The organism is Mesorhizobium sp. M4B.F.Ca.ET.203.01.1.1 (genome assembly GCF_004791025.1).
Lineage (GTDB): Bacteria > Pseudomonadota > Alphaproteobacteria > Rhizobiales > Rhizobiaceae > Mesorhizobium > Mesorhizobium abyssinicae.
The window spans coordinates 238,247-259,633 of record NZ_SRUO01000001.1 but is presented as its reverse complement, the minus strand read 5'-3'; the positions used below and the strand labels follow the sequence as shown (position 1 = coordinate 259,633).

The following is a 21,387-nucleotide window of genomic DNA, read 5'->3' as shown; positions in this document are numbered from 1 at the left end:
GTGTTATGACAAATTGTTTATTGAGCGGGTGCCGCCGGCTTGGCGGGGGCTGCGCCCTCGGCCGGCTTGGCCGGCGCGGCACCTTCAGCAGGCTTGGCTTCGGCCGCAGCGCCCGGCGCCGGCAACGGCTTGGGGCTGTCCGACAGCGTGCGCAGATAGGCGATCACGTTGGCACGGTCCTCGTCCTTCGGCAGGCCGGCAAAACCCATCGCCGTGCCCTTCACGAACTTCTTCGGCGAAGTGATGAAGTGGTTGAGGTTGTCGTAGGTCCACTTCTCGGCGCCGCCCTTGGAAAAATCCTTCATGCCGGCCGAATAGGCGAAGCCCTCATGCTCGGCGACGGGACGGTCGACGATGTCCCAGAGATCGGGGCCGACCTTGTTCGGGCCGCCCTTCTCGCCGGAATGGCAGGCCTGGCATTTCTTGAACACGGCCGCGCCCGCCTCGACATTGGCGGTGGCGAGCAGGTCGGCGATCGGCTTGGCTTCAGCGGCCGGGGCGGCCGGGCCACCTTCGGCGGGCTCTGCCGCCTCAATGGCGAAGCCGGGCTTCTCGGGTGCGGGCGAGGCAAACAGTGCGTCGGACACGATGCCGACCGAAAAGACGACGAAGACGGTGCCAAGGAGACCGGCGAGCAGCTTGTTGACTTCGTTGGAATCCATACGCCCCTTGCTCCCTTTTCCGGCGGACCGATCCGTCCACTCCGTCCGTCGGTATCCCGAACCGACCTCTCAGGCCGGTCAAATCGGGCGGAAACTAGGTCTTTTGCTCCGGCGTTGCAACACCTATAAGGGCGCTTCCAGTGAGACCTTTTGCCACTTTCGCCAGCCCCCTTTTCCAACGCCCCGTCGCACCGATGTCCACGCTCATCCTTATCCCGGCCCGCATGGCCTCGACCCGCCTGCCGGGCAAGCCGCTGGCCGACATTTCTGGCGCGCCGATGATCGTCCATGTCGCCCGCCGCGGCGCCGAGGCCGGGCTTGGCCGGGTCGTGGTGGCGACAGACACCGAGGCGGTGGCGGAAGCGGTGCGCGCGCACGGCTTTGAGGCCGTGATGACGTGTGACGATCACCAGTCCGGCTCCGACCGTATTTTCGAGGCGCTGAATGCGCTCGATCCGGAGAAAAAGGTCGAAACCATCGTTAACGTGCAGGGCGACCTGCCGACCATCGATCCCCAGATCATCGGCGCGTCGCTGAGGCCGCTCGAGGATAAATCGGTCGACATCGCCACGCTCGGCGTCGAGATCGTCCGCGACGAGGAGAAGACCAATCCGAACGTCGTCAAGATCGTCGGTTCGCCGCTGTCTGCGACACGGCTCAGGGCGCTCTATTTCACCCGCGCCACCGCCCCCTGGGGCGAGGGGCCGCTCTATCACCATATCGGCCTCTACGCCTATCGGCGAGCCGCGCTCGAGCGCTTCGTCGCGCTGAAGCCGTCGCCGCTGGAACGACGCGAGCGGCTGGAACAGCTGCGGGCGCTAGAGGCCGGCATGCGCATCGATGCCGAGATCGTGCAGTCCGTGCCGCTCGGCGTCGACACGCCCGACGACCTGGAGCGCGCCAGGGAAATCCTTTCAAACTGAGATATTGGGCATGCCTGAAAAGACCAACAGAATATCCTTCCAGGGCGAGCCGGGCGCCAATTCCGACACCGCCTGCCGCAACATGTTCCCGTCGATGGAGCCGTTGCCGTGCCCGACCTTCGAGGATGCCTTCAACGCGGTCGAGACCGGCAAGGCCGAGCTCGCCATGATCCCGATCGAGAACACGATTGCCGGGCGCGTCGCCGACATCCATCACCTGCTGCCGGAATCGAAGCTGCACATCGTCGGCGAATATTTCCTGCCGATCCATTTCCAGCTGATGGTGCTGCCGGGGGTGAAGCGCGAAGAGATCAAGACCGTGCACAGCCACATTCATGCGCTCGGCCAGTGCCGCAAATACATCCGCAAGAATGGCTGGAAGCCGGTGGTCGCCGGCGACACGGCCGGCTCGGCGAAGATGGTCTCCGAGGTCAAGGATCGCACCATGGCGGCGCTGGCGCCGGCGCTCGCCGCCGAGCTTTACGGCCTCGACATCATCGAGAAGAACGTCGAGGACACCGACTCCAACGTCACCCGCTTCGTCGTTTTGACCAAGAACAAGCAGTGGGCCGAGCGGCCGTCTGCCGATGCCAAGATGATGACCACCTTCATCTTCCGCGTCCGCAACGTGCCGGCCGCGCTCTACAAGGCGATGGGTGGCTTCGCCACCAACGGCATCAACATGACCAAGCTGGAGAGCTACCAGCTCGGCGCCTTCACCGCGACGCTGTTCTACGCCGACATCGAGGGCCATCCGGACGATCCGCTGGTCAAGATGGCGCTCGACGAGCTGCGCTTCTTCTCGCGCGAGATGCGCATCCTCGGCGTCTATCCGGCAAGCGCGTCGCGCGAGCAGTGGAAGGTCGCGGATTAGCTGGCTGCGCCTGCGAGGTCAGGCGAGACGCTTCGTCATCCACGGGCGAAGCAAGGAGCGAAGCGACGCACGCAGACCCGAGGATCCATGCCGTTACAGTCGAGCGCTGCCCTTTGGTGCGTCGCTCCGCCCTGGGATGACGACCTCATGAAGGTCCGGGCTAATCTCAGACGTTGGCGCTCGATCCAATCTCAGCCAAAGCCAAGCGGCACATAATCGATTTCGAGAAATTTCTCGACCTCGGGCACCCAGCGGTCGCGGACGAAGGCGACATGGTCGGGATGTTCGTTGTAGCGGGTATAGGCCGCCTGGTCGGCGAACTCCATCGAGAAGCCGAACTGGTAGTCGTTCTTCGGGCTCACCTGCCGCAACTGCTCGAAATGCGTGACGCCCTTGATCCCGGTGAGGATCTTTTTGGCGTCGTGCAGGAAGCGCTTCGTTTCCAGCGACTGCAAGGGATGCTTCAGCGTGAACACAACGGTGTGACGGATCATTCTTCTGCTCCTATTCGCTGTCGACCCAGGCGCGGATGAGGTGATGCGCGATAGCCCCCTTGGGCGGCGTGATCAAGCCATCGGCATGCGTCCTGTCGAGCATCAGGCGCACCTCGTCGCGCGAGAACCAGCGGCAGTCCTCCAGCTCGTTGAGATCGGCCTGGATGTCGTCGTTGAGCGGCTCGCCGAAGCAGCCGATCATCAGCGAATAGGGGAACGGCCAGGGTTGGCTGGCGTGGTAGACGACGCGGCCGAGCCGGATGCCGGCCTCCTCCAGCGTTTCGCGGCGCACCGCCGCCTCGATCGTTTCGCCGGGCTCGATGAAGCCGGCAAGTGCTGAATACATGCCGGGCCCAAAATGCCGGCCGCGCCCGAGCAGGCATTTGTCCGCCGTCACCGTCAGCATGATCGCCACCGGATCGGTGCGCGGGAAGTGATCGGTGCCGCAGGCCGGGCAGTGCCGCCTGTAGCCGCCGGCGCGCATTTCCGAACGGTTGCCGCATTTCGAGCAGAAGGCGTGGCTGGCATGCCAGGCAAGAAGAGCCGCCCCTTGCGCCAGAGCGCCGGCCGCCGCCTCGTCGATCAGGCCCTGCATGTAGACGGAGCGGTAGTCGATCGCTTTGACGGTCTCGGGAAGCTCTTCCGGCTCGATGCCCGCCGGCACCGCCAGCACCGGGCCGGCGTCGGAAAAGCCGAGCAGCACACCCTGGTCGAGCGAGACCTTGAACGGCTGGCTTTCCGGTGCCGCGAACCAGGGGTCGAAGCTGTCGCCGTCGAGTTTCAGGTAGAGCCGGCCGCCATGCATCAAGAGAAGCCGCGTCGCGGCATCGGCGAGCGCCTGTTCGACCGAGTCGTCGGCGCGCGTCTCCGACTGCCGGTCGATCGTGTTGCCGGCGAAGCCGACGAATTGGCTCGGCTCCCGCAAGGGCGCGTCAAACAGGCGGAAGGTCATGGGGACTCAGGGCTTCGGGGATGGACACGAGGTCAGCTTATAGCGCCGCCTTGATCGTTTCGGCAAACCGCCGGATCTCGGAACTGCTGTAGGGCTCGCGCAGGCCATGCCCCCAGACCGGCCCTGGCCAGGCCGCATCGCCCTCCGAACGGGCGATGACATGGATGTGCAGCTGGCGCACGATGTTGCCCAGCGCGCCGGTATTGATCTTGGTGCAGCCTGTCGCCTTCTTCAGCGCTTGCGCCACCATGTTGGTCTCGAAGGTCAGCATCGCCTGGTCGAGCGGCGTCAGGTCATGGATTTCCTCCACGCCCGGCCGCTGCGGCACCAGGATGAGCCATGGCCAGCGGCAATCGTTCATCAGCCTGAGTTCGCACAGGCCGAGCCACATCAGCTGCTCGCTGTCCGCCTCCAGCCTGGCGTCGAGCGTGAATCCGGCCTTGAGGCCCGGCAGCATTGGCGTTTCCTTCACTTTTGTGGGCATTGCAGCGTCTTTTGAGCCATGAACGCTAGAGCGGCTGCAATGGGGCTGCAAGCGAATCATTGGCCGATATTGCGGATTTGAAGGTCTTGCTGCCCCGCGGCACATCCGGTTTGGGCTGCTCAATCAGGTCTGCCCTTGCATTTCATCGCCGAATTGCCGATATGGAGCGCGGGAGGTTGGTGGTGGACGATCCACTCGCCAACCGGGTCAGGTCCGGAAGGAAGCAGCCCTAACGAGCCCGGAACGGGTCATTGTTCCAGCCTCCCGCCTCTTCGCCTTTCTCTCGCGACATTGACGGCGCCAAGCCGTGCGGGCGAAACTATGCGCAGGTATCGGACCGCCTTCCGTCGTGGTCCTGGGAGCTTTGACGGCGAATGAGCGAAGCCGGAAACTTGGGGACGGATAAGGCAGGCGCCTATCGGGTTCTGGCCCGCAAATACCGCCCCTCGAATTTCTCCGAGCTGATCGGCCAGGAGCCGATGGTCCGCACGCTGACCAACGCCTTCGCCTCCGGGCGCATCGCCCAGGCCTGGATGCTGACCGGTGTGCGCGGTGTCGGCAAGACGACCACGGCGCGCATCCTGGCCAGGGCACTGAACTACAAGACCGCCACCGTCGACCAGCCTTCGGTCGATCTTTCGATCCCAGGCGAGCATTGCCAGGCGATCATGGAGGGCCGCCATGTCGACGTCATCGAGATGGACGCCGCCTCGCACACCGGCATCGACGACATCAGGGACATCATCGAGCGCGTGCGCTACGCGCCGGTCTCGGCCCGCTACAAGGTCTACATCATCGACGAAGTGCACATGCTCTCCACCCAGGCCTTCAACGGCCTGTTGAAGACGCTGGAAGAGCCGCCGCCGCACGTCAAATTCATCTTCGCCACCACCGAGATCCGCAAGGTGCCGATCACGGTCCTGTCGCGCTGCCAGCGCTTTGATCTGAGGCGCATCGATGCCGGCGCGCTGGTCGCGCATCTGTCGGCGATCGCCGCCAAGGAGGGCATTTCGGTCGACGACGACGCGCTGGCGATGATCGCGCGCGCCGCCGAAGGCTCGGCGCGCGATTCGCTCTCCATCCTCGACCAGGCGATCGCCCATGGCAGCGGCACGGTCAGCACCGAGGCCGTGCGCGCCATGCTCGGCCTCGCCGACCGCGCCCGCATCGTCGACCTGTTCGAGCATGTCATGAAGGGCGACGTCGCGGCGGCCCTGGCCGAATTCCGCGCCCAGTACGACACCGGCGCCGATCCGGCCGCGCTGCTCACCGACCTTGCCGAATTCAACCACCTCGTCACCAGGCTGCGCTTCGTGCCGACGGCTGCCGACGATGCATCGCTCTCCGAGGATGAGCGCCGGCGCGGCGGCGACTTCGCCGGGACGCTGTCGGTGCGCGTGCTGTCCAGGACATGGCAGATGCTGCTGAAGGGCATCCCCGAAGTGCAGTCTTCGAACCGGCCGGTGAGCGCCGCCGAGATGGTGCTGATCCGGCTCGCGCATGCCGCCGACCTGCCGACGCTGGACGAGGCGCTGAAATCGCTGGAGGGCGCTTCGCCGGTTCCGAATGGCGCGCCGCGCGCCAACGGGGCGCCGGCAAGCCCCGGCAATGGCGGCGCCAGCGCTGTGGCGCAGGCGCGCATGCCGTCCGCCGGCGGCGGCGCGCAGACGATGCGGCTGGTCGAGGCGCAGCCCGTGCCCGCGGCCTTTGTCGCGGCGCCGGAACCGGTCGTCGAAACGCCTGCCGTGCCGGTGAAGTCCTTGGCCGACATTGCCGCCCTTGCCGATGCCAATCGCGACATCGCCTTCAAGGTGTTGATCAAGCGCTGCGTGCGGCTGGTGCGCATCGAGCCCGGCCGCCTCGACGTCAGCCTGACCGAAGATGCGCCGAAGATGCTGCTCAACGACCTGACCGCCAAGTTGCGTGCCTGGACCGGCCGCAACTGGCTGGTCTCGCTGTCGAAGGAAGATGGCGGGCAGACGCTGGCGGAGATGGAAACGACGAAGCGCGAGATCGCCTTCCTTGATGCCAAGAGCGACCCGACGGTCGCCGCCATCCTCGCCCGCTTCCCCGGCGCCAAGATCATCGATGTGCGCATTCCGGACGTGCCGGAAGTGGAAGAGGCCGAGGCCGACCTGGCGGTCGATCCGGCGGCGGATGACGACGAAATCTAGAGCATGATCCCGAAAAGTGGGAACCGGTTTTCGGACAAGATCATGCTCCAACAATGAACTGAAGAGGACATTTGGATGAAGGATCTTCTCGGCCTGATGGGCAAGGCGAAGGAAATGCAGGCCAAGTTCCAGGCCATGCAGGATGAGATCGCTACGCTCGAAGCCACCGGGCAGGCGGGCGGCGGTCTGGTCAGCGTGACGCTGACCGGCAAGTTCGAGATGAAGGTGCTGAAGATCGATCCGTCGCTGCTCAAGGAGGATGAGGCCGAGATCGTCGAGGACCTCATTCTCGCCGCCCACAATGACGCCAAAAATAAGGTCGAGCAGGTCATGCAGGAAAAGACCAAGGCGCTCACGGCAGGCTTGCCGATCCCGCCCGGAATGAAATTGCCGTTCTGAGCCGGCTGCCTCCAGTTAATTGATTGTGAACGGAAATCGGGCGCCGGGGCAGTTGTTAAGACATTCCCCGGCTTTGTTCACGCGGTCGTTTCCAGCCATTCATAAAGTTTTACCTATGCTGCACGAATGCTAATCCTTTAGCCATCTTTTTGCCTTTAAGAGTCTCATTCTTGCCACATCTCGGGGCGGGCTGGCATCTGGAAATGAGGCTTTTTTGTTGATCGCGACGCGATGGAAGACGCCGCTGCTGTTCCTCGGCATCGTCACTTCCCCCTTGCTTCTGGCCGGCTGCAGCCAGACCACTTCGCACGGCATGTCGGTGGCCAAGCTGACCGATGCCATCACGCCGAGTTTCCTGAGCTCGCGCTCCTACGGCGCCACCCCCAAGGACAGGGAATGCCTTCAAAGGGCGATGTTCTTCGAATCCAACCGGTCGAGCCGCGACGGCATGATCGCCGTCGGCACGGTCGTCATGAACCGGCTGCGCTCGGGTCAGCACGGCAGCACGATCTGCGAGGTCGTCGGCGAGCGGGGCCAGTTCGCCCCCGGCGTGATGACGCGGCCGATGAATTCCAGGGCGATGCCCGATGTCGAGGAGGCCGCCGACGCCGTGCTCAAGGGCGAGCGCAACGCCAAGCTGAAGAACACCATGTTCTTCCACACCGCCGGCCTGCGCTTCCCTTACAAGAACATGCACTACACGATGGTCGCCGGCGGCAACGCCTTCTACGAGAAGCGCGGCCGCAACTGGCAGCCGCTGCCGGACGAGCCGATGATCGCCATGGCCTCGGCCACGCCAAGGCAGCCGGCGCCTGCCACCGCCCCGGTGCTGGTCGCGTCCGCCGAGCCGGTGGTCAAGACGATTGTCCGTCCGGATCCGGCCAAGCAGGCCTTGATGACCGCTGCCGTGGAGCCCGCGTCCGCGGCCCGGACGGCAACGAACCGAGCCGGTGCTGCCGAGCAAACCTATGTGACCGCCGCCATTGCGCCTGCGGCGAAGGCGGGCCGCGTCGCGGCGAAACCGGTTGTGGTGGCGATGCAGGAGCCGATGGCGGAGCCGGATGCTTCGCGTTTCGGCGGCGCCCTGAACAACCGCTACATCACCTCGGTGCCGAGCGCGCCGCAGGAAGCCGCGATGGGTTTCCAGTCGACGCCCGAGAACACCGATGCCATCGGCGCGATGATCGTCAGCCAGAGCCGGCCGCTCGAAGCCTACTGATCTGACCGGCAATCGATGGTCCGCCTGGCAGCATGGCGGATCATTCCCGCTGGTGCATGTTCCAAACCGCTCTGAAAAATCCTAGATCAGTGCGATGTCGAAACGAATCGCCGGTCCAGAGATCGAACGCCTGATCCAGCTCCTGGCCAAGGTGCCGGGGTTGGGGCCGCGTTCGGCCAGGCGCGCCGCGCTCCATCTGATCAAGAAGAAGGAGCAGCTGCTTGAGCCGCTCGCCGCCGCCATGGGCGAGGCGGTCGACAAGGTGCGCATCTGCTCGACCTGCGGCAATGTCGACACCTCCGACCCCTGCATGATCTGCACCGATCCGCGCCGCGATGCCGGCACGCTGATCGTCGTAGAGGACGTCTCCGACCTCTGGGCGCTGGAGCGCGCGGCGGCGATGAATGTGCGCTACCACGTGCTCGGCGGCACGCTGTCGCCGCTCGACGGCATCGGCCCCGACCAGCTCAACATCCGCGCGCTGGTCGACCGCGTCGCCGGCGGCGAGGTCAAGGAGGTGATCCTCGCCGTCAACGCCACGGTCGAAGGCCAGACCACGGCGCACTACCTGACCGACCAGCTCTCCGGCTTCGAGGTCAAGGTGACAAGGCTCGCGCATGGCGTTCCGGTCGGCGGCGAACTCGACTATCTCGACGAAGGCACGCTGGCCGCCGCGCTGAGGTCCAGGACAGCGTTTTGAGGGCTTCAACGAGGAGGTAGCCTGGAAATGACAGCATTCCTTCGCGCCCCCCTCTGTCCTGCCGGACATCTCCCCCACAAGGGAGGAGATTGGCAGCTTCGCTCGCGGCGTTCTTCCTTCAGCGTTGGCGATTGGCGAAAGTCAAGGCGACGGTCAATCTCCCCCCAAGTGGGGGAGATGTCCGGCAGGACAGAGGGGGGCGCGACAGAACGCAAACATTCAAAACTGGCTGCGCTTTCCCTCTTCGCGGCTCTGTTCATTTTCCTCCTCACCTTCCCAACCCGCGCCGCTTCCGTCGACGACCAGTTTCGCTCCTGGCTGCAGAGCGACCTCTGGCCGGAAGCCAAGGCCAAGGGCATCTCCAGGAAAACCTTCGACGAGGCCTTCATCGGCGTGAAGCCGAACCTGAAGCTGCCCGACCTCGTCATGCCCGGCGAGAAGCCGACGACGCCCGAGAAGCAGCACCAGGCCGAGTTCGGGCCGCCCGGCGCCTATTTCGCCGAGAAGACCGTTCGCGCCGTCACCGCCGGCGGACGGACCCGCGAGGGCGCCAATGCGAGGGTGCTGGGGCTGATCGAGAAACGCTACGGCGTGCCGGGCGAGGTGCTTCTGGCGATCTGGGGCCGCGAGACCGGCTTCGGCGCGGCCAAGATGCCCTATGACGCCTTCGAGGTGCTGGGCACCAAGGCCTTCATGTCGACCAGGAAGGATTTCTTCCGCACCGAGGTGCTGGCGGCATTGGCGATCGTCGAGCGCGGGCTGGCACCGGTCAACGCGATGAAATCGTCCTGGGCCGGCGCGCTCGGCCAGCCGCAATTCATGCCGACCTCCTTCCTCAAGCATGCCGTCGATTTCGACGGCGACGGCCGGCCCGACATCTGGAATTCGACGCCGGATGTGCTGGCCTCGATCGCCAACTATCTCGTCCACTATGGCTGGGTCAGGGGCCGCGGCTGGGGAACCGAGGTGATCGTGCCTGCCAAAGTATCCTGCTCGCTCGAAGGACCCGACCAAGGCAAGAAGATTGCCGACTGGGTGGCGATGGGCATCAGGCGCGCCGACAACAAGGCGTTCCAGGCAAGCGAGCTCAAGGCCGAAGGCTTACTTCTGATGCCGGCCGGCCGCAGCGGACCGGCTTTCATTGTCACGCCGAATTTCTATGTGCTCAAGCAATACAACACCAGCGACCTCTACGCGTTGTTCATCGGTCATGCCGCCGATCGCATCGCCAGGGGGGATGCCACCTTTACCGCAAACTGGGGGCCGGTCGGCGACCTCCACCGCTCCGACATCGCCGCCCTGCAGAGGTCGCTGGAGGCCAAGGGCTACGACGTCGGCAGCGCCGATGGCCTGCCGGGCTTCAAGACGCGCCGCTCGATCGGCGACTGGCAGGCAAAGAACGGTCGCGCCGCCACCTGCTTCCCCGACGCCGCCCTGGTCGCCGCGCTGAAGTAGCGGCAAAAATAGCAAGATTTTCCCCCTTGGCGGCGCCAATTGGCCGGCTCATGCGTCGCCCGGCCACCACCCGTTCTGGTCCAATAGAGAGGTCCGCAAATGCGCGTTGCGGGCTTCGGCACCGCCCGATATGGTGTTGACCAACTGGACAAAAAACAGGACGGTAGCGCCCGGAAAACGCGCGACCTAGAAAAGAATTTCGCAATCCTGAGCCGGGAACTCAGGTCAACAACCAACAGAACAGGGAACGATCACCATGATGCTGGAAAAGTTTGCTCTGCGTAGCTTGCTTGCGGGTGTGGCGATATCTGCGCTGCTCGCCGCGCCCGCCTTCGCCGTGACGCCCGCCGACACGCTGGTCGAAGGTTTCGCGTTCGACGACATCATCACCATGGATCCGGGCGAGGCGTTCGAACTGTCGACCGCCGAGGTCACCGGCAACACCTATGATCTGCTTGTCCGCCTCGACCTCAGCGACACCTCCAAGGTCAAGGGCGATCTCGCCGAGAGCTGGGCCGTTTCCGATGACGGCTTGACCTATACCTTCAAACTCAAGCCCGGCATGAAGTTCGCCTCCGGCAACCCGATCACTGCTGCCGACGTCGCCTATTCCTTCGAGCGCGCCATTAAGCTGGACAAGAGCCCGGCCTTCATCATCAACCAGTTCGGCATCAGCGGCGATAATGTCACCGAAAAGGCCAAGGCCGTCGACGACACCACCTTCCAGTTCGTGGTCGACAAGGCCTATGCGCCAAGCTTCGTCCTGAACTGCCTGTCGGCCACCGTCGCCTCAGTCGTCGACAGCAAGCTGGTCAAGGAACATGTCGCCGCCGCCACCCCCAGCGCCGACTACAAATGGGACAATGATTTCGGCAATGCCTGGCTGAAGACCGGCTACGCCGGCTCCGGCCAGTTCAAGCTGCGTGAATGGCGCGCCAACGAGGCCGTCGTTCTGGAGCGCAACGACAACTACAATGGCGAGAAGGCCAAGCTCGCCCGCGTCATCTACCGCTACATGAAGGAAAGCGCGGCGCAACGTCTGGCGCTTGAGGCCGGCGATATCGACGTCGCCCGCAACCTCGAGCCGAACGACCTCGACGCCGTCGCCAAGAACGCCGACCTCACCACCACCAGCGCGCCCAAGGGCACGGTCTATTACATCAGCCTCAACCAGAAGAACCCGAACCTCGCCAAGCCGGAGGTTCGCCAGGCGTTCAAATATCTGGTCGACTACGATGCCCTGAGCTCGACCATCCTCAAGGGCATCGGCGAGATCCACCAGTCCTTCCTGCCCAAGGGCGACCTCGGCGCCATCGACGACAATCCGTTCAAGCTCGATGTCGCCAAGGCCAAGGAACTCCTGGCCAAGGCGGGCCTGCCGGACGGCTTCAGCGTGACCATGGACGTGCGCAGCAAACAGCCGGAGACAGGCATGGCCGAGTCGATCCAGCAGACGCTGGGTCAGGTTGGCATCAAGCTTGAGATTATTCCGGGCGACGGCAAGCAGACGCTGACCAAGTATCGCGCCCGCAACCATGACATCTATATCGGCCAGTGGGGCCAGGACTATTTCGATCCGAACTCCAACGCCCAGACCTTCGCCTCGAACCCGGACAATTCCGACGCGGCCAAGATCAAGACGCTCGCCTGGCGTAATGCCTGGGACATTCCGGACCTGACCAAGGAGACTGAGGCAGCACTTCTGGAGAAGGATTCGGGCAAGCGCGCAGATATGTACAAGGACCTGCAGAAGAAGATCGTCGACACCAGCCCCTTCGTCATCATCCACCAGCAACTGGAAGTGGCTGGTCTGCGCAAGAGCATCAAGGGCTTCGCGCTCGGCCCGAGCTTCGATACCAATTTCGTCGGCGCAGTCTCGAAGGAATAGTGTCGGCGGACGCCGCGTGAGCGCGGCTGAAACCCAGGCGGCGGCGGGGCGCGGCAGCGCCCGAGCCGTTTTGTCGTCGCTCGGCCGTTTCCTGGTGATCGCGGTGACGACCTATCTCGGTCTGCTCGCGGTGACCTTCTTCATTGGCCGCGTCATTCCGATCGATCCGGTTCTGGCCGTGCTCGGCGACCGGGCTCCCACCGCCGTCGTCGAGCGCACGCGTCGCGAGATGGGCCTCGATTTGCCGTTGATCGAGCAGTTCTTCATCTATGTCAAAAGCGCCCTCAGCGGCGATTTCGGCACATCGGTGCTGACCACAAATCCGGTGATGTCCGACATTCGCCGCGTCTTCCCGGCGACCATCGAACTGGCGACGCTGGGCACGATCATCGGCGCCGTCATCGGCGTGCCGCTCGGCGTGCTGGCCGCGGTGAAGCGGGGCAGTCTCATCGACCAGATCGTGCGTATTATCGGACTGATCGGCTATTCCGTGCCGATCTTCTGGCTGGGACTGCTCGGCCTCGTCCTGTTCTACGCCAAGCTGCAATGGGTGGCCTTTCCTGCGCGGCTCGACGTCGTCTACGAATACACCTTCACGCCGATCACCGGCTTCTACCTCCTCGACGCGGCGATGCAGGGGCAATGGGATGTCTTCTACGACGCCTTCCGCCACATCATCCTGCCGGCCTCGCTGCTCGGCTATTTCGCGCTCGCCTACATCAGCCGCATGACCCGCTCCTTCATGCTGAACGAGATGGCGCAGGAATATATCGTCGCTGCGCGGGCCAAGGGCCTGTCGGAAACGCGCATCATCTGGGGCCACGCGCTGCGCAACGCAGCGGTGCCGATGGTGACGGTGATCGCGCTTTCCTATGCCAGCCTGCTCGAAGGCTCGGTGCTGACCGAGACCGTGTTCTCCTGGCCGGGCATCGGCCTCTACATCACCAATTCGCTGCAGAACGCCGACATGAATGCGGTGCTCGGGGGCACCATCATCATCGGCTCGGTCTTCATCGGCATCAATCTTCTCTCCGATCTGCTCTACCGCCTTCTCGACCCGAGGACCAAGGCTGCATGAGCGCCGAGACCATCCAGAGCCGTCGCGAATGGCTGCTCAGCGAGCGGCCGGCCTCGCGCATGCAGGCAAGGCTCGGCCGCGCCTATGTGGCGTGGCGGCGCTTCTCCGCCAACCGGCTGGCGGTTCTCGGCCTGCTGATCATCATCGCCCTGCTGGTGGTCGCCGCCTTCGCCGACGTGCTGGCGCCCTATTCGCCGACCGTCGGCGACCTCAAGAATGCGCGCCTGCTGCCGCCCGGCGCCGCGCACTGGTTCGGCACCGACGACCTCGGTCGCGATATCTACTCCCGCATCGTCTACGGCTCGCGCTGGACACTCTATGTGGTGATCCTCGTCGCCATCATCGCCGCGCCGATTGGCCTTCTGGTCGGCACGGTCGCCGGCTACGCCGGCGGCTGGACCGACGCCGTCCTGATGCGCATCACCGACATCTTCCTCGCCTTCCCGAAACTGGTGCTGGCGCTGGCCTTCGTCGCCGCGCTCGGCCCCGGCATCGAGAACGCCGTGCTGGCGATCGCTATCACCTCCTGGCCGCCTTACGCCCGCATCGCGCGCGCCGAGACGCTGACGGTGCGCAATTCGGATTTCATCAAGGCGGTGCAACTTATGGGCGCCTCGCCGTTCCGCATCGTGCTGCGCCACATCATGCCGCTCTGCATCTCCTCGCTGATCATCCGGGTGACGCTCGACATGGCCGGCATCATCCTGACTGCCGCCGGCCTCGGCTTCCTCGGCCTCGGCGCGCAGCCGCCGCTGCCCGAATGGGGCGCGATGATCGCGTCCGGCCGGCGCTTCATCCTCGACCAGTGGTGGGTGGCCGCGGCGCCGGGTGCCGCCATCCTTATCGTCAGCCTCGGCTTCAACCTGCTCGGCGACGGCCTGCGCGACGCGCTCGATCCGAGGAGCGGCGACCAATGAGCGCGCAGTCAAAGGGGCCACTCCTCGACGTCGACGATTTGCGGGTCACCTTCCCGACCCGCACCGGCCTGGTCCAGGCGGTGCGCGGCGTCACCTTCTCGCTCGGCCGCGAGCGGCTGGGCATCGTCGGCGAGAGCGGTTCCGGCAAATCGCAGACCGGCCGCGCCATCATGGGCCTGACCGCGCCGCAGGCCGAGGTCTCGGCCAAGAAGCTCAGCTTTGACGGCATCGACCTGCTATCCATGCCGTCGCGCCAGCGCCGGGCGCTGCGCGGCAACCGCATCGCCATGATCCTGCAGGATCCGAAATATTCGCTCGACCCGGTGATGAGCATCGGCCGCCAGATCGTCGAGACGCTGCGCACGCACGAGCGCGTATCCAGGGCCGAAGCGCGCGAGCGGGCGCTGGCCATGCTGGAGGCGGTCCAGATCCGCGATCCCAAACGCGTCTTCGACCTCCACCCCCACGAGGTGTCAGGCGGCATGGGCCAGCGCGCCATGATCGCCATGATGCTGATCGCCGGGCCGGAGCTGATGATCGCCGACGAGCCGACCTCGGCGCTCGACGTCACCGTGCAGCTCGACGTGCTGAACATCCTCGACAGGCTGGTCGCCGAGCGCGGCATGGGCCTGATCTTCATCTCGCACGATCTGCGCCTGGTCTCGTCCTTCTGTGACCGGGTGATCGTCATGTATGCCGGCAAGGTGGTAGAGCAGCTCAAGGCTTCCGAGCTGCGCGACGCCCGGCATCCCTATACGCGCGGCCTGCTCAACTGCATGCCGAGGATCGGCTTCGAGCGCCATCCGCTGCCGGTGCTCGACCGCAAGCCGGAGTGGGCTGCATGACCGCGGCGCTTTCCGTCGACGGAGTGGAAGTGATCTTCGATCGCTTTCGCGCGCTGAAGGGCGTCAGCCTCGAGGTCAGGGAAGGCGAGTCCTACGGGCTGGTCGGCGAGAGCGGCTCCGGCAAATCGACGCTTCTGAGGGCAATCGCCGGCTTGGCGCCGATCGCCTCCGGCAGCATCACCGTCAACGGCAAGACCCTGGGCAAGAAACGCGACAAGGGCTTCTACCGCGAGGTGCAGATGGTCTTCCAGGATCCGTATGGCTCGCTGCATCCGCGCCAGACAGTCGACCGCCTGCTGCAGGAGCCGCTCGCCATCCACGGCTTTGCCGACGGCGAGAAGCGCATCGAACGCGCGCTGGACGAGGTCGGTCTCGGCAATGGTTTTCGCTTCCGCTACGCGCACCAGCTCTCCGGCGGCCAGCGCCAGCGCGTCGCCATCGCCCGCGCGCTGATCCTCGAACCCTCGATCCTGCTCCTCGACGAGCCGACCTCGGCGCTCGACGCCTCGGTGCAGGCGGAGGTGCTGAACCTGCTCGAAGAGGTGCGGCGGCGGCGCAAGCTGACCTTCCTGATGGTCAGCCACGACCTCGCCATCATCACCCATATGTGCGAGCGGCTGATGGTGATGCAGAATGGCGAGGCAGTGGAGACGCTGACCGCGAGCCAGTTGATCGGCCACCGGGTCAGCGAGGACTATACGCGCAACCTGCTGAGGGCGAGTGAGGGGTTTGTGAGGGCGTAGCTTCTGTGCCGCGCAACTTGACTCACAAATGCGCCGCACCACTCTCTGACACCGTCTCGCTATGCACGCCGTCTTGCCGCCGGTCTTTCGGCTCCTTGATCCGGAACCACGTCACGTAAAGCGCCGGCAGGAACAGCAGCGTGATCGCCGTCCCGGCGATGATGCCGCCCATCATGGCATAGGCCATCGGTCCCCAGAACACCTCGCGCGCGATCGGGATCAGCGCCAGGCTGGCCGCCGCTGCCGTCAGCGCGATCGGCCGCATGCGGTGCTCGGTCGCCTCGATGACGGCGGCCCAGCGGTCCTTGCCTTCGGCGACCAGGTCCTCGATCTGCACGATCAGGATCACCGAGTTGCGGATCAGGATGCCGATCAGCGCCAGCACGCCGAGGATGGCGACGAAGCCGAGCGGCGCGCCGCTCGGCACCAGCGCCGCCACCACGCCGATCAGGCCGAGCGGCGCCACCGCCACGACCAGGAACAGGCGCTGGAAGCTTTGCAATTGCACCATGAGTATGGTCGCCATGACGAACAGCATCAACGGCACGACGGCCGCGATCGGCCCCTGGCTTTTGGCGCTTTCCTCGACAGAGCCCGCTGTCTCGACCGAATAGCCCGGCGGCAGCTTGGCGATGAACGCGTCGACCGACGGCTTCAGCTCGTTGACGACAGTGGCCGGCAGCACGTCGCCGACCAGGCCGGCGCGCACGGTTATGGTCGGAATCCGGTCACGCCGCCACACTGTCGGCTGCTCGAGCTCGTAGCGGATGTTGGCCACCGCGGCGAGCGGGATGGCATCGCCGGTCCCGGTCGGCAATTGCATGTTCTGCAGTGTTGCGACCGAGCCGCGATCGGCCTCGCGCGAGCGCGTCACGACATCGATCAGATAGGTGGCGTCGCGCAGCTGGGTGATGGTGGCGCCGCCGACCGTGCTGTTCAGCGCGCTGGCGATGTCGGAGGAGGTGATGCCGAGCTGGCGCGCCTTGTCCTGCAGCACGTCGACCCTCAGCATACGCTGCGGCTCGTTCCAGTCGAAAGTGGGCGCCGCCAGCTGCGGGTTGGCGGAAATGATGCCGGCGAACTCCTGCGCCAGGTCCCGCACCGTCTGGATGTCGGGACCGCCGACACGGTACTGCACCGGGCGCCCGACCGGCGGCCCGAGCTCGAGCGGCTTGACGAAGGCATCGGTGCCGACGAACTCCTCGCGCAGCAGCTTTTCCAGCGCCGGCTTGACCCGGTTGCGCGCCTCGATGCTCTTGGTGACGATGACCGTCTGGCCGAAATAGGGATTGGCCGGCTGCACGTCATAGGCCAGCAGGAAGCGCACCGCGCCCTGGCCGATATAGGATGAGAAATGGTCGATGTCGGGATTGCCGACCAGCGCGCGCCCTTCGAAGCGCTCCATCTGGTCGCGCGTCTCGGTGATCGACGAATTCTGCGGCAGGTTCCAGTCGACGATCAGCTCCGGCCGGTCGGACGGCGGGAAGAACTGCTGCTGGACGAGGCCGAAGCCGGCGATGGAGGCGGCGAACAGCAGCACCGTCGCGATGATGGTCAGCCAGTGCCGGCGAACCGAAAGGACGAGCACGCGCCGGAACATCGAGGTGAAGCGTCCGGGCTGGTCGTGATGCTTGGCCTTCATCGTCGCCGGCAGGATGGTGACGCCGAGCAGCGGCGCGAACAGCACCGCCACGATCCATGACACCAGCAGCGACACGGCGATGACGACGAACAGCGTGAAGGTGTATTCGCCGGCGGCGCTGTTGTTGAGGCCGATCGGGATGAAGCCGGCGACCGTCACCAGCGTGCCGGTCAGCATCGGGAAGGCGGTCGAGGTGTAGACGTAGGTCGCCGCCTTGCGCAGGTTGTCGCCGACCTCCAGCCGCGCCACCATCATCTCGACCGCGATCATGGCGTCGTCGACCAGCAGGCCGAGCGCGATGATCAGTGCGCCCAGCGAGATACGCTGCAGCGAGATGCCGAGATAGGCCATGACGGTGAAGGTGATGGCGAGCACCAGCGGGATCGACAGCGCCACGACGAAGCCGGCGCGCATGCCGAGGCTGATGAAGGACACCGCAAGCACGATGGCCACCGCCTCGAACAGGGCGCGGGTGAAGCCCGACACCGCTTCCTCGACGATCACCGGCTGGTCGGCGACCAGATGCACGCCGACGCCGACCGGCAGGTCGGCCAGCACCTTATTCATCTCCTCGTGCAAGGCCTCGCCGAATTGCAGCAGATTGGCGTTGGGTTTCATGCCGATGGCGAGCGCGATGGCGTCCTGGCCGTTGAAGCGGAACAGCGACGTCGGCGGGTCGACATAGCCGCGCCTGATCGTCGCCACGTCGCTCAGCCGGAAGAAGCGGTCGTTGACGCGCAGGTTGATGGCGCGCAGGCTCTCTTCCGAGGTGAACTGGCCGCCGACGCGCACGCTGATGCGCTCCGGTCCGGACTGGATGACGCCGGACGGCGTGATGGCGTTTTGCGCCTGCAGGCTCGCCACGATCGCCTGCTGGTTGAGGCCGAGCGCCGCGATCTGGCGGCTCGAGAATTCGAGGTAGATCGCCTCGTCCTGGGCGCCGACAAGGTCGACCTTGCCGGCGTTCGGCACGGTCAGGATCTTGGTGCGGACATCCTCGACATAATCGCGCAGCTGGCGCGGCGTCAGCCCGTCGGCGGTGAAGGCGTAGATGTTGCCGAAAACGTCGCCGAAACGGTCGTTGAAGAACGGCCCGACCACGCCCTGCGGGAATTGCGGCCAGATGTCGTTGACCATGTTGCGCACCTGAATCCACGTCGGCACGACATCGCGCGCCTTGGTGGTGTCCTTCAGGTTGACGAAGATGACGGTCTTGCCGGCGGTGGTGACGGATTTGGTATAGTCGAGGCTGTCGAGCTCCTCGAGCTTCTTCTCGATGCGATCCGTCACCTGCATCACCGTCTCGTTGACGGAGGCGCCGGGCCAATTGGCCTGGATCAGCATGGTCTTGATGGTGAAGGCGGGATCTTCCTCGCGGCCTAGGTTCAGATAGGCGGACACGCCGGCCGCGACGAAGACCAGCATGAAGTACCACACCAGCGAGCGATGGTTGAGCGCCCAGTCGGAGAGGTTGAAGCCCTTCATATGGCTCCCCCTTCTTGTAGCTTGACCAGCTGTCCTTCGGCGAGACTGTGGACGCCGGCGGTGACGACGCGCATGCCGGCCTCGAGCCCTTCGCTGACCGTGAAGGTGGCGGCGCCCTTGGCAGCCACTTTGATCTCGCGCGCGCTGACGCTCGACGTCTTCGGGTCGACGATCCAGACCTTGGCGGCCCCGTCCTTCTCGAGCAGCGCCGACAGCGGCAGTTCGATCGTCGGTGTGACCTTGGTCATGCGTGTCGCCGTCACCGTCGAGCCGAGCCGGAACGCTACCGGCGGATCGGTCAGCGTCAGGCGGACGCGGCGGGTGCGGGTCGAGCCCTCGGCCTGCGGCGCCATCTCGCGCAGCTTAGCCTCGGTCTGGATGGTCGGCAGCGATTGCAGGATGACCTCGAACGGCGTGCCGGCGGCGAGGTCGCCGGTCAGCTGGTCGGGGATGTCGACCACCGCTTCGCGCAGGTCCGAGCGCGCCACGGTGACCACCGTCTGACCCGGCGACACGGTCTGGCCGACCTCGGCGCCGACGGCGGTGACGACACCGTCGAAATCCGAGAACAGGCGCGCATAGCCGAGCTGCTCCTGCGATTTGGCAAGCGAGGCCTTGGCCCGCTCGACGCCGGCCTCGGCCGCTTTGCGCGCCTGCTGGGCGGCATCGAAGACGGCCTGCGAGGTGTTGGCGGCGGCCAGCAGCTGGCGCTGGCGCTCCTCGCTGGCGGCGGCGTTGGCGAACTGCGCCTCGGCGTTGGAAAGCTCGGCCTTGGCCGCCTGCACCGCAAGCTCCAGCGCCGTCGGGTCGAGGGCTGCGATCGTCGTGCCCTTGGTGACGATGTCGCCGACCTTGACGTCGCGGGCGACGACGCGGCCGAGCAGGCGGAAGGAGAGGTCGGCGCTGACTTGCGGCTCGATCGAGCCGGCGAAGCCGAAGGTCTGGATGGTGCGCGGCTCGATCACCACCGACAGCACTGGCCGGATGATCTCGGGCGGCTTGTCTTCCGATTGCGAGCAGCCGGCGAGCGGCGCAAGCAACAGCAGGACCGGCACAAGCACGGGCGGCAGCCGCTTCATTGGCCTGCTCCCGCGATCTCGATCGCCTGTCCGGGGCTGAGCAACTGGCCGCCATTGGTGACGACACTCTGGCCTGCCTCAAGCCCTCTGCTGATGACGACCACACCGGAATCGAAGGCCAGCACCACGACCGGCGTCGTCGTCGCCGCCTTGGTCGATGGGTCTACCACCCAGACCGCCGGCTTGCCGTCGGTCGAGGTCAGCGCCTGCCAGGGCAGCAGGATCGCCTTGATCGGCTTGGCGCTGGCCGAGCCGATCACGGCCGCGCCCAGCGGCATGGCGGCGGGCGTGTCGGGAATCGCGACCTTGACCCGTATCGATCCCGAGGCCGGATCGACCGCCGGCGAGATCTCGCGCACCTTGCCGATCGCCCTGACCTGCGGGTCGGACAACAGCGTGATCGTCACCGCCGGCGTTTGCGGCGTCCGCGCGACCAGCGTTTCCTGGACGTTGAACACCGCGTCGCGATCGCCGTCCTCGGCGATGGTGAAGACGGTCTGCGCCGCCTGCACCACTTGCCCGGCTTCGACCTGGCGGGCGGTGATGAAGCCCGCCGCGCCGGCCTTGAGCTCGGTGAAGGACAGGTTCTCCTTGGCATTCGCGAAGGCGCTCTGCGCGGCATCGACGCTGCCTTGCGCCACCTTCAGCGTCTGGTCGGCCGTGTCATAGTCGCGCCGCGTCGTGAAACCCTGGCCGAGCAAGGTCTTCTGGCGCTCGAAGGCGGCGGCGGCCTGCGTCAACTGCGCCTGCGCGGCATCGAGATCGGCCTGCGCCGAGCGCAGGTCGGATTCCTGCTCCTGCGGATCGATGCGGGCCAGCACCGCGTCCTTGTCGACATGCTGGCCGACGTCGACGAGCCGCTCGGCGATCCGGCCGCCGACCCGGAAAGACAGGTTGTTCAGCGTGCGCGCGGCGATCACGCCGGTCAGCGAGGTGCGTGGCGCGTAGTCGGCGATCCTGACCGTTTCGGCGCGCACCATGATCGGCAATTTCTTTGCCGCTGCCTCCTGCTTCTGGCACCCAGCGAGCGACAGCGCCGCCAGGGCGCAGGCGAGCATCGTGGAACCAGGAAAAGAAAACAGTTTTAAGGCGTTGACCGGAAGCGGCCGGACGGAAGGCGTCGCGTTCCTGCTCATGGTTCCCTCAACCGCGCGGGCCGCTCCGGTACGGCAGGCGCCGCGGACGATCGCGAGGATAGTCGATCTCCGAAAAAAGAAAACCTCTGTCCTGCCGCAGGGGCGGACTGGTTATGTTCAAGCGACCGTGCCGAGCAGGCCCAATTGCCCGGCGATGGTGCCGACTTGAGGAAAACGCTAAATAAGGCGAGAACGGGTGCCAACGGCATCAAACGAGAACGGGCCTAGTCTCGACGAG

The 21,387-nt window shown here is 65.4% G+C and carries 20 protein-coding genes and 1 other RNA gene; 14 read left to right on the top strand and 7 right to left on the bottom strand.

Annotated elements, in window-relative coordinates; all coding sequences use genetic code 11:
* Positions 1 to 17: 17 nt before the first annotated feature.
* Positions 18 to 662, bottom strand: a complete 645-nt coding sequence (locus EN846_RS01220; protein WP_127310765.1) for a cytochrome c family protein — start codon at positions 660 to 662, stop codon at positions 18 to 20.
* 194 nt (positions 663 to 856) lie between these two features.
* On the opposite strand from EN846_RS01220, the gene EN846_RS01215 reads away from it, so the two are divergent.
* Both EN846_RS01215 and EN846_RS01210 read left to right on the top strand, forming a co-directional pair.
* On the top strand, positions 857 to 1,585 hold the full coding sequence (locus EN846_RS01215) for a 3-deoxy-manno-octulosonate cytidylyltransferase (protein WP_127391806.1): 729 nt from the start codon (positions 857 to 859) through the stop codon (positions 1,583 to 1,585).
* A 10-nt stretch (positions 1,586 to 1,595) separates the two neighbouring features.
* The gene (locus EN846_RS01210) at positions 1,596 to 2,459 is read left to right on the top strand and encodes a prephenate dehydratase (RefSeq protein ID WP_127391807.1); all 864 of its coding nucleotides are present in this window, start codon (positions 1,596 to 1,598) and stop codon (positions 2,457 to 2,459) included.
* 191 nt (positions 2,460 to 2,650) lie between these two features.
* On the opposite strand, the gene EN846_RS01205 is transcribed toward EN846_RS01210, so the two are convergent.
* Genes EN846_RS01205 through EN846_RS01195 form a run of 3 tightly spaced genes read right to left on the bottom strand, consistent with a single transcriptional unit; the run spans position 2,651 to position 4,362 of the window.
* Entirely contained in the window at positions 2,651 to 2,953 is a 303-nt protein-coding gene (locus EN846_RS01205; RefSeq protein ID WP_127285625.1) for a Dabb family protein, read from the bottom strand.
* A gap of 10 nt (positions 2,954 to 2,963) precedes the next feature.
* Positions 2,964 to 3,905, bottom strand: a complete 942-nt coding sequence (nudC, locus tag EN846_RS01200) for an NAD(+) diphosphatase (protein WP_127285626.1) — start codon at positions 3,903 to 3,905, stop codon at positions 2,964 to 2,966.
* A 37-nt stretch (positions 3,906 to 3,942) separates the two neighbouring features.
* Positions 3,943 to 4,362 (bottom strand): HIT family protein, encoded by a 420-nt coding sequence (locus EN846_RS01195; RefSeq protein WP_127285627.1) that lies wholly within the window; start codon positions 4,360 to 4,362, stop codon positions 3,943 to 3,945.
* Between the two features lie 198 nt (positions 4,363 to 4,560).
* Between EN846_RS01195 and ffs the strand changes: the two genes are divergently transcribed.
* From ffs to EN846_RS01135, 11 genes are all read left to right on the top strand, one after another.
* Positions 4,561 to 4,657: signal recognition particle sRNA small type (gene ffs, locus EN846_RS01190), an RNA gene on the top strand.
* A 106-nt stretch (positions 4,658 to 4,763) separates the two neighbouring features.
* The gene (locus EN846_RS01185) at positions 4,764 to 6,563 is read left to right on the top strand and encodes a DNA polymerase III subunit gamma/tau (protein WP_127391808.1); all 1,800 of its coding nucleotides are present in this window, start codon (positions 4,764 to 4,766) and stop codon (positions 6,561 to 6,563) included.
* A 75-nt stretch (positions 6,564 to 6,638) separates the two neighbouring features.
* On the top strand, positions 6,639 to 6,962 hold the full coding sequence (locus tag EN846_RS01180; RefSeq protein ID WP_127310768.1) for a YbaB/EbfC family nucleoid-associated protein: 324 nt from the start codon (positions 6,639 to 6,641) through the stop codon (positions 6,960 to 6,962).
* A gap of 217 nt (positions 6,963 to 7,179) precedes the next feature.
* Positions 7,180 to 8,181, top strand: a complete 1,002-nt coding sequence (locus EN846_RS01175; RefSeq protein WP_127391809.1) for a cell wall hydrolase — start codon at positions 7,180 to 7,182, stop codon at positions 8,179 to 8,181.
* A gap of 94 nt (positions 8,182 to 8,275) precedes the next feature.
* Entirely contained in the window at positions 8,276 to 8,881 is a 606-nt protein-coding gene (gene recR, locus EN846_RS01170) for a recombination mediator RecR (RefSeq protein WP_127391810.1), read from the top strand.
* Between the two features lie 177 nt (positions 8,882 to 9,058).
* Positions 9,059 to 10,336, top strand: a complete 1,278-nt coding sequence (locus tag EN846_RS01160) for a lytic murein transglycosylase (protein ID WP_128346026.1) — start codon at positions 9,059 to 9,061, stop codon at positions 10,334 to 10,336.
* A 256-nt stretch (positions 10,337 to 10,592) separates the two neighbouring features.
* A complete protein-coding gene (locus EN846_RS01155) occupies positions 10,593 to 12,224 on the top strand; it encodes an ABC transporter substrate-binding protein (RefSeq protein WP_128346025.1) in 1,632 nt (543 codons plus the stop codon).
* 16 nt (positions 12,225 to 12,240) lie between these two features.
* Positions 12,241 to 13,302, top strand: coding sequence for an ABC transporter permease (locus EN846_RS01150; RefSeq protein ID WP_128346024.1), 1,062 nt, complete (start codon positions 12,241 to 12,243; stop codon positions 13,300 to 13,302).
* Positions 13,299 to 14,219: a nickel transporter permease gene (gene nikC / locus EN846_RS01145; protein ID WP_127393449.1), complete on the top strand. Its 921-nt coding sequence runs from the start codon at positions 13,299 to 13,301 to the stop codon at positions 14,217 to 14,219. The genes EN846_RS01150 and nikC overlap by 4 nt, the downstream gene beginning before the upstream one ends.
* Entirely contained in the window at positions 14,216 to 15,064 is an 849-nt protein-coding gene (locus EN846_RS01140; protein WP_127393448.1) for an ABC transporter ATP-binding protein, read from the top strand. The genes nikC and EN846_RS01140 overlap by 4 nt, the downstream gene beginning before the upstream one ends.
* On the top strand, positions 15,061 to 15,807 hold the full coding sequence (locus EN846_RS01135; protein WP_127393447.1) for an ABC transporter ATP-binding protein: 747 nt from the start codon (positions 15,061 to 15,063) through the stop codon (positions 15,805 to 15,807). The genes EN846_RS01140 and EN846_RS01135 overlap by 4 nt, the downstream gene beginning before the upstream one ends.
* Positions 15,808 to 15,829: 22 nt before the next feature.
* Here the strand turns inward: EN846_RS01135 and EN846_RS01130 are convergent, their stop codons facing one another.
* The 3 genes from EN846_RS01130 to EN846_RS01120 are packed head-to-tail and all read right to left on the bottom strand — an operon-like array spanning position 15,830 to position 20,993.
* Positions 15,830 to 18,934 (bottom strand): efflux RND transporter permease subunit, encoded by a 3,105-nt coding sequence (locus tag EN846_RS01130; protein ID WP_128346023.1) that lies wholly within the window; start codon positions 18,932 to 18,934, stop codon positions 15,830 to 15,832.
* Entirely contained in the window at positions 18,931 to 20,013 is a 1,083-nt protein-coding gene (locus tag EN846_RS01125) for an efflux RND transporter periplasmic adaptor subunit (protein WP_128346022.1), read from the bottom strand. The genes EN846_RS01130 and EN846_RS01125 overlap by 4 nt, the downstream gene beginning before the upstream one ends.
* Positions 20,010 to 20,993: an efflux RND transporter periplasmic adaptor subunit gene (locus EN846_RS01120; RefSeq protein WP_245493268.1), complete on the bottom strand. Its 984-nt coding sequence runs from the start codon at positions 20,991 to 20,993 to the stop codon at positions 20,010 to 20,012. The genes EN846_RS01125 and EN846_RS01120 overlap by 4 nt, the downstream gene beginning before the upstream one ends.
* Between EN846_RS01120 and EN846_RS35730 the strand changes: the two genes are divergently transcribed.
* Complete coding sequence (locus tag EN846_RS35730) at positions 20,992 to 21,318, top strand: hypothetical protein (protein ID WP_245478460.1); 327 nt, start codon at positions 20,992 to 20,994, stop codon at positions 21,316 to 21,318. The genes EN846_RS01120 and EN846_RS35730 overlap by 2 nt on opposite strands.
* Positions 21,319 to 21,387 lie beyond the last annotated feature (69 nt).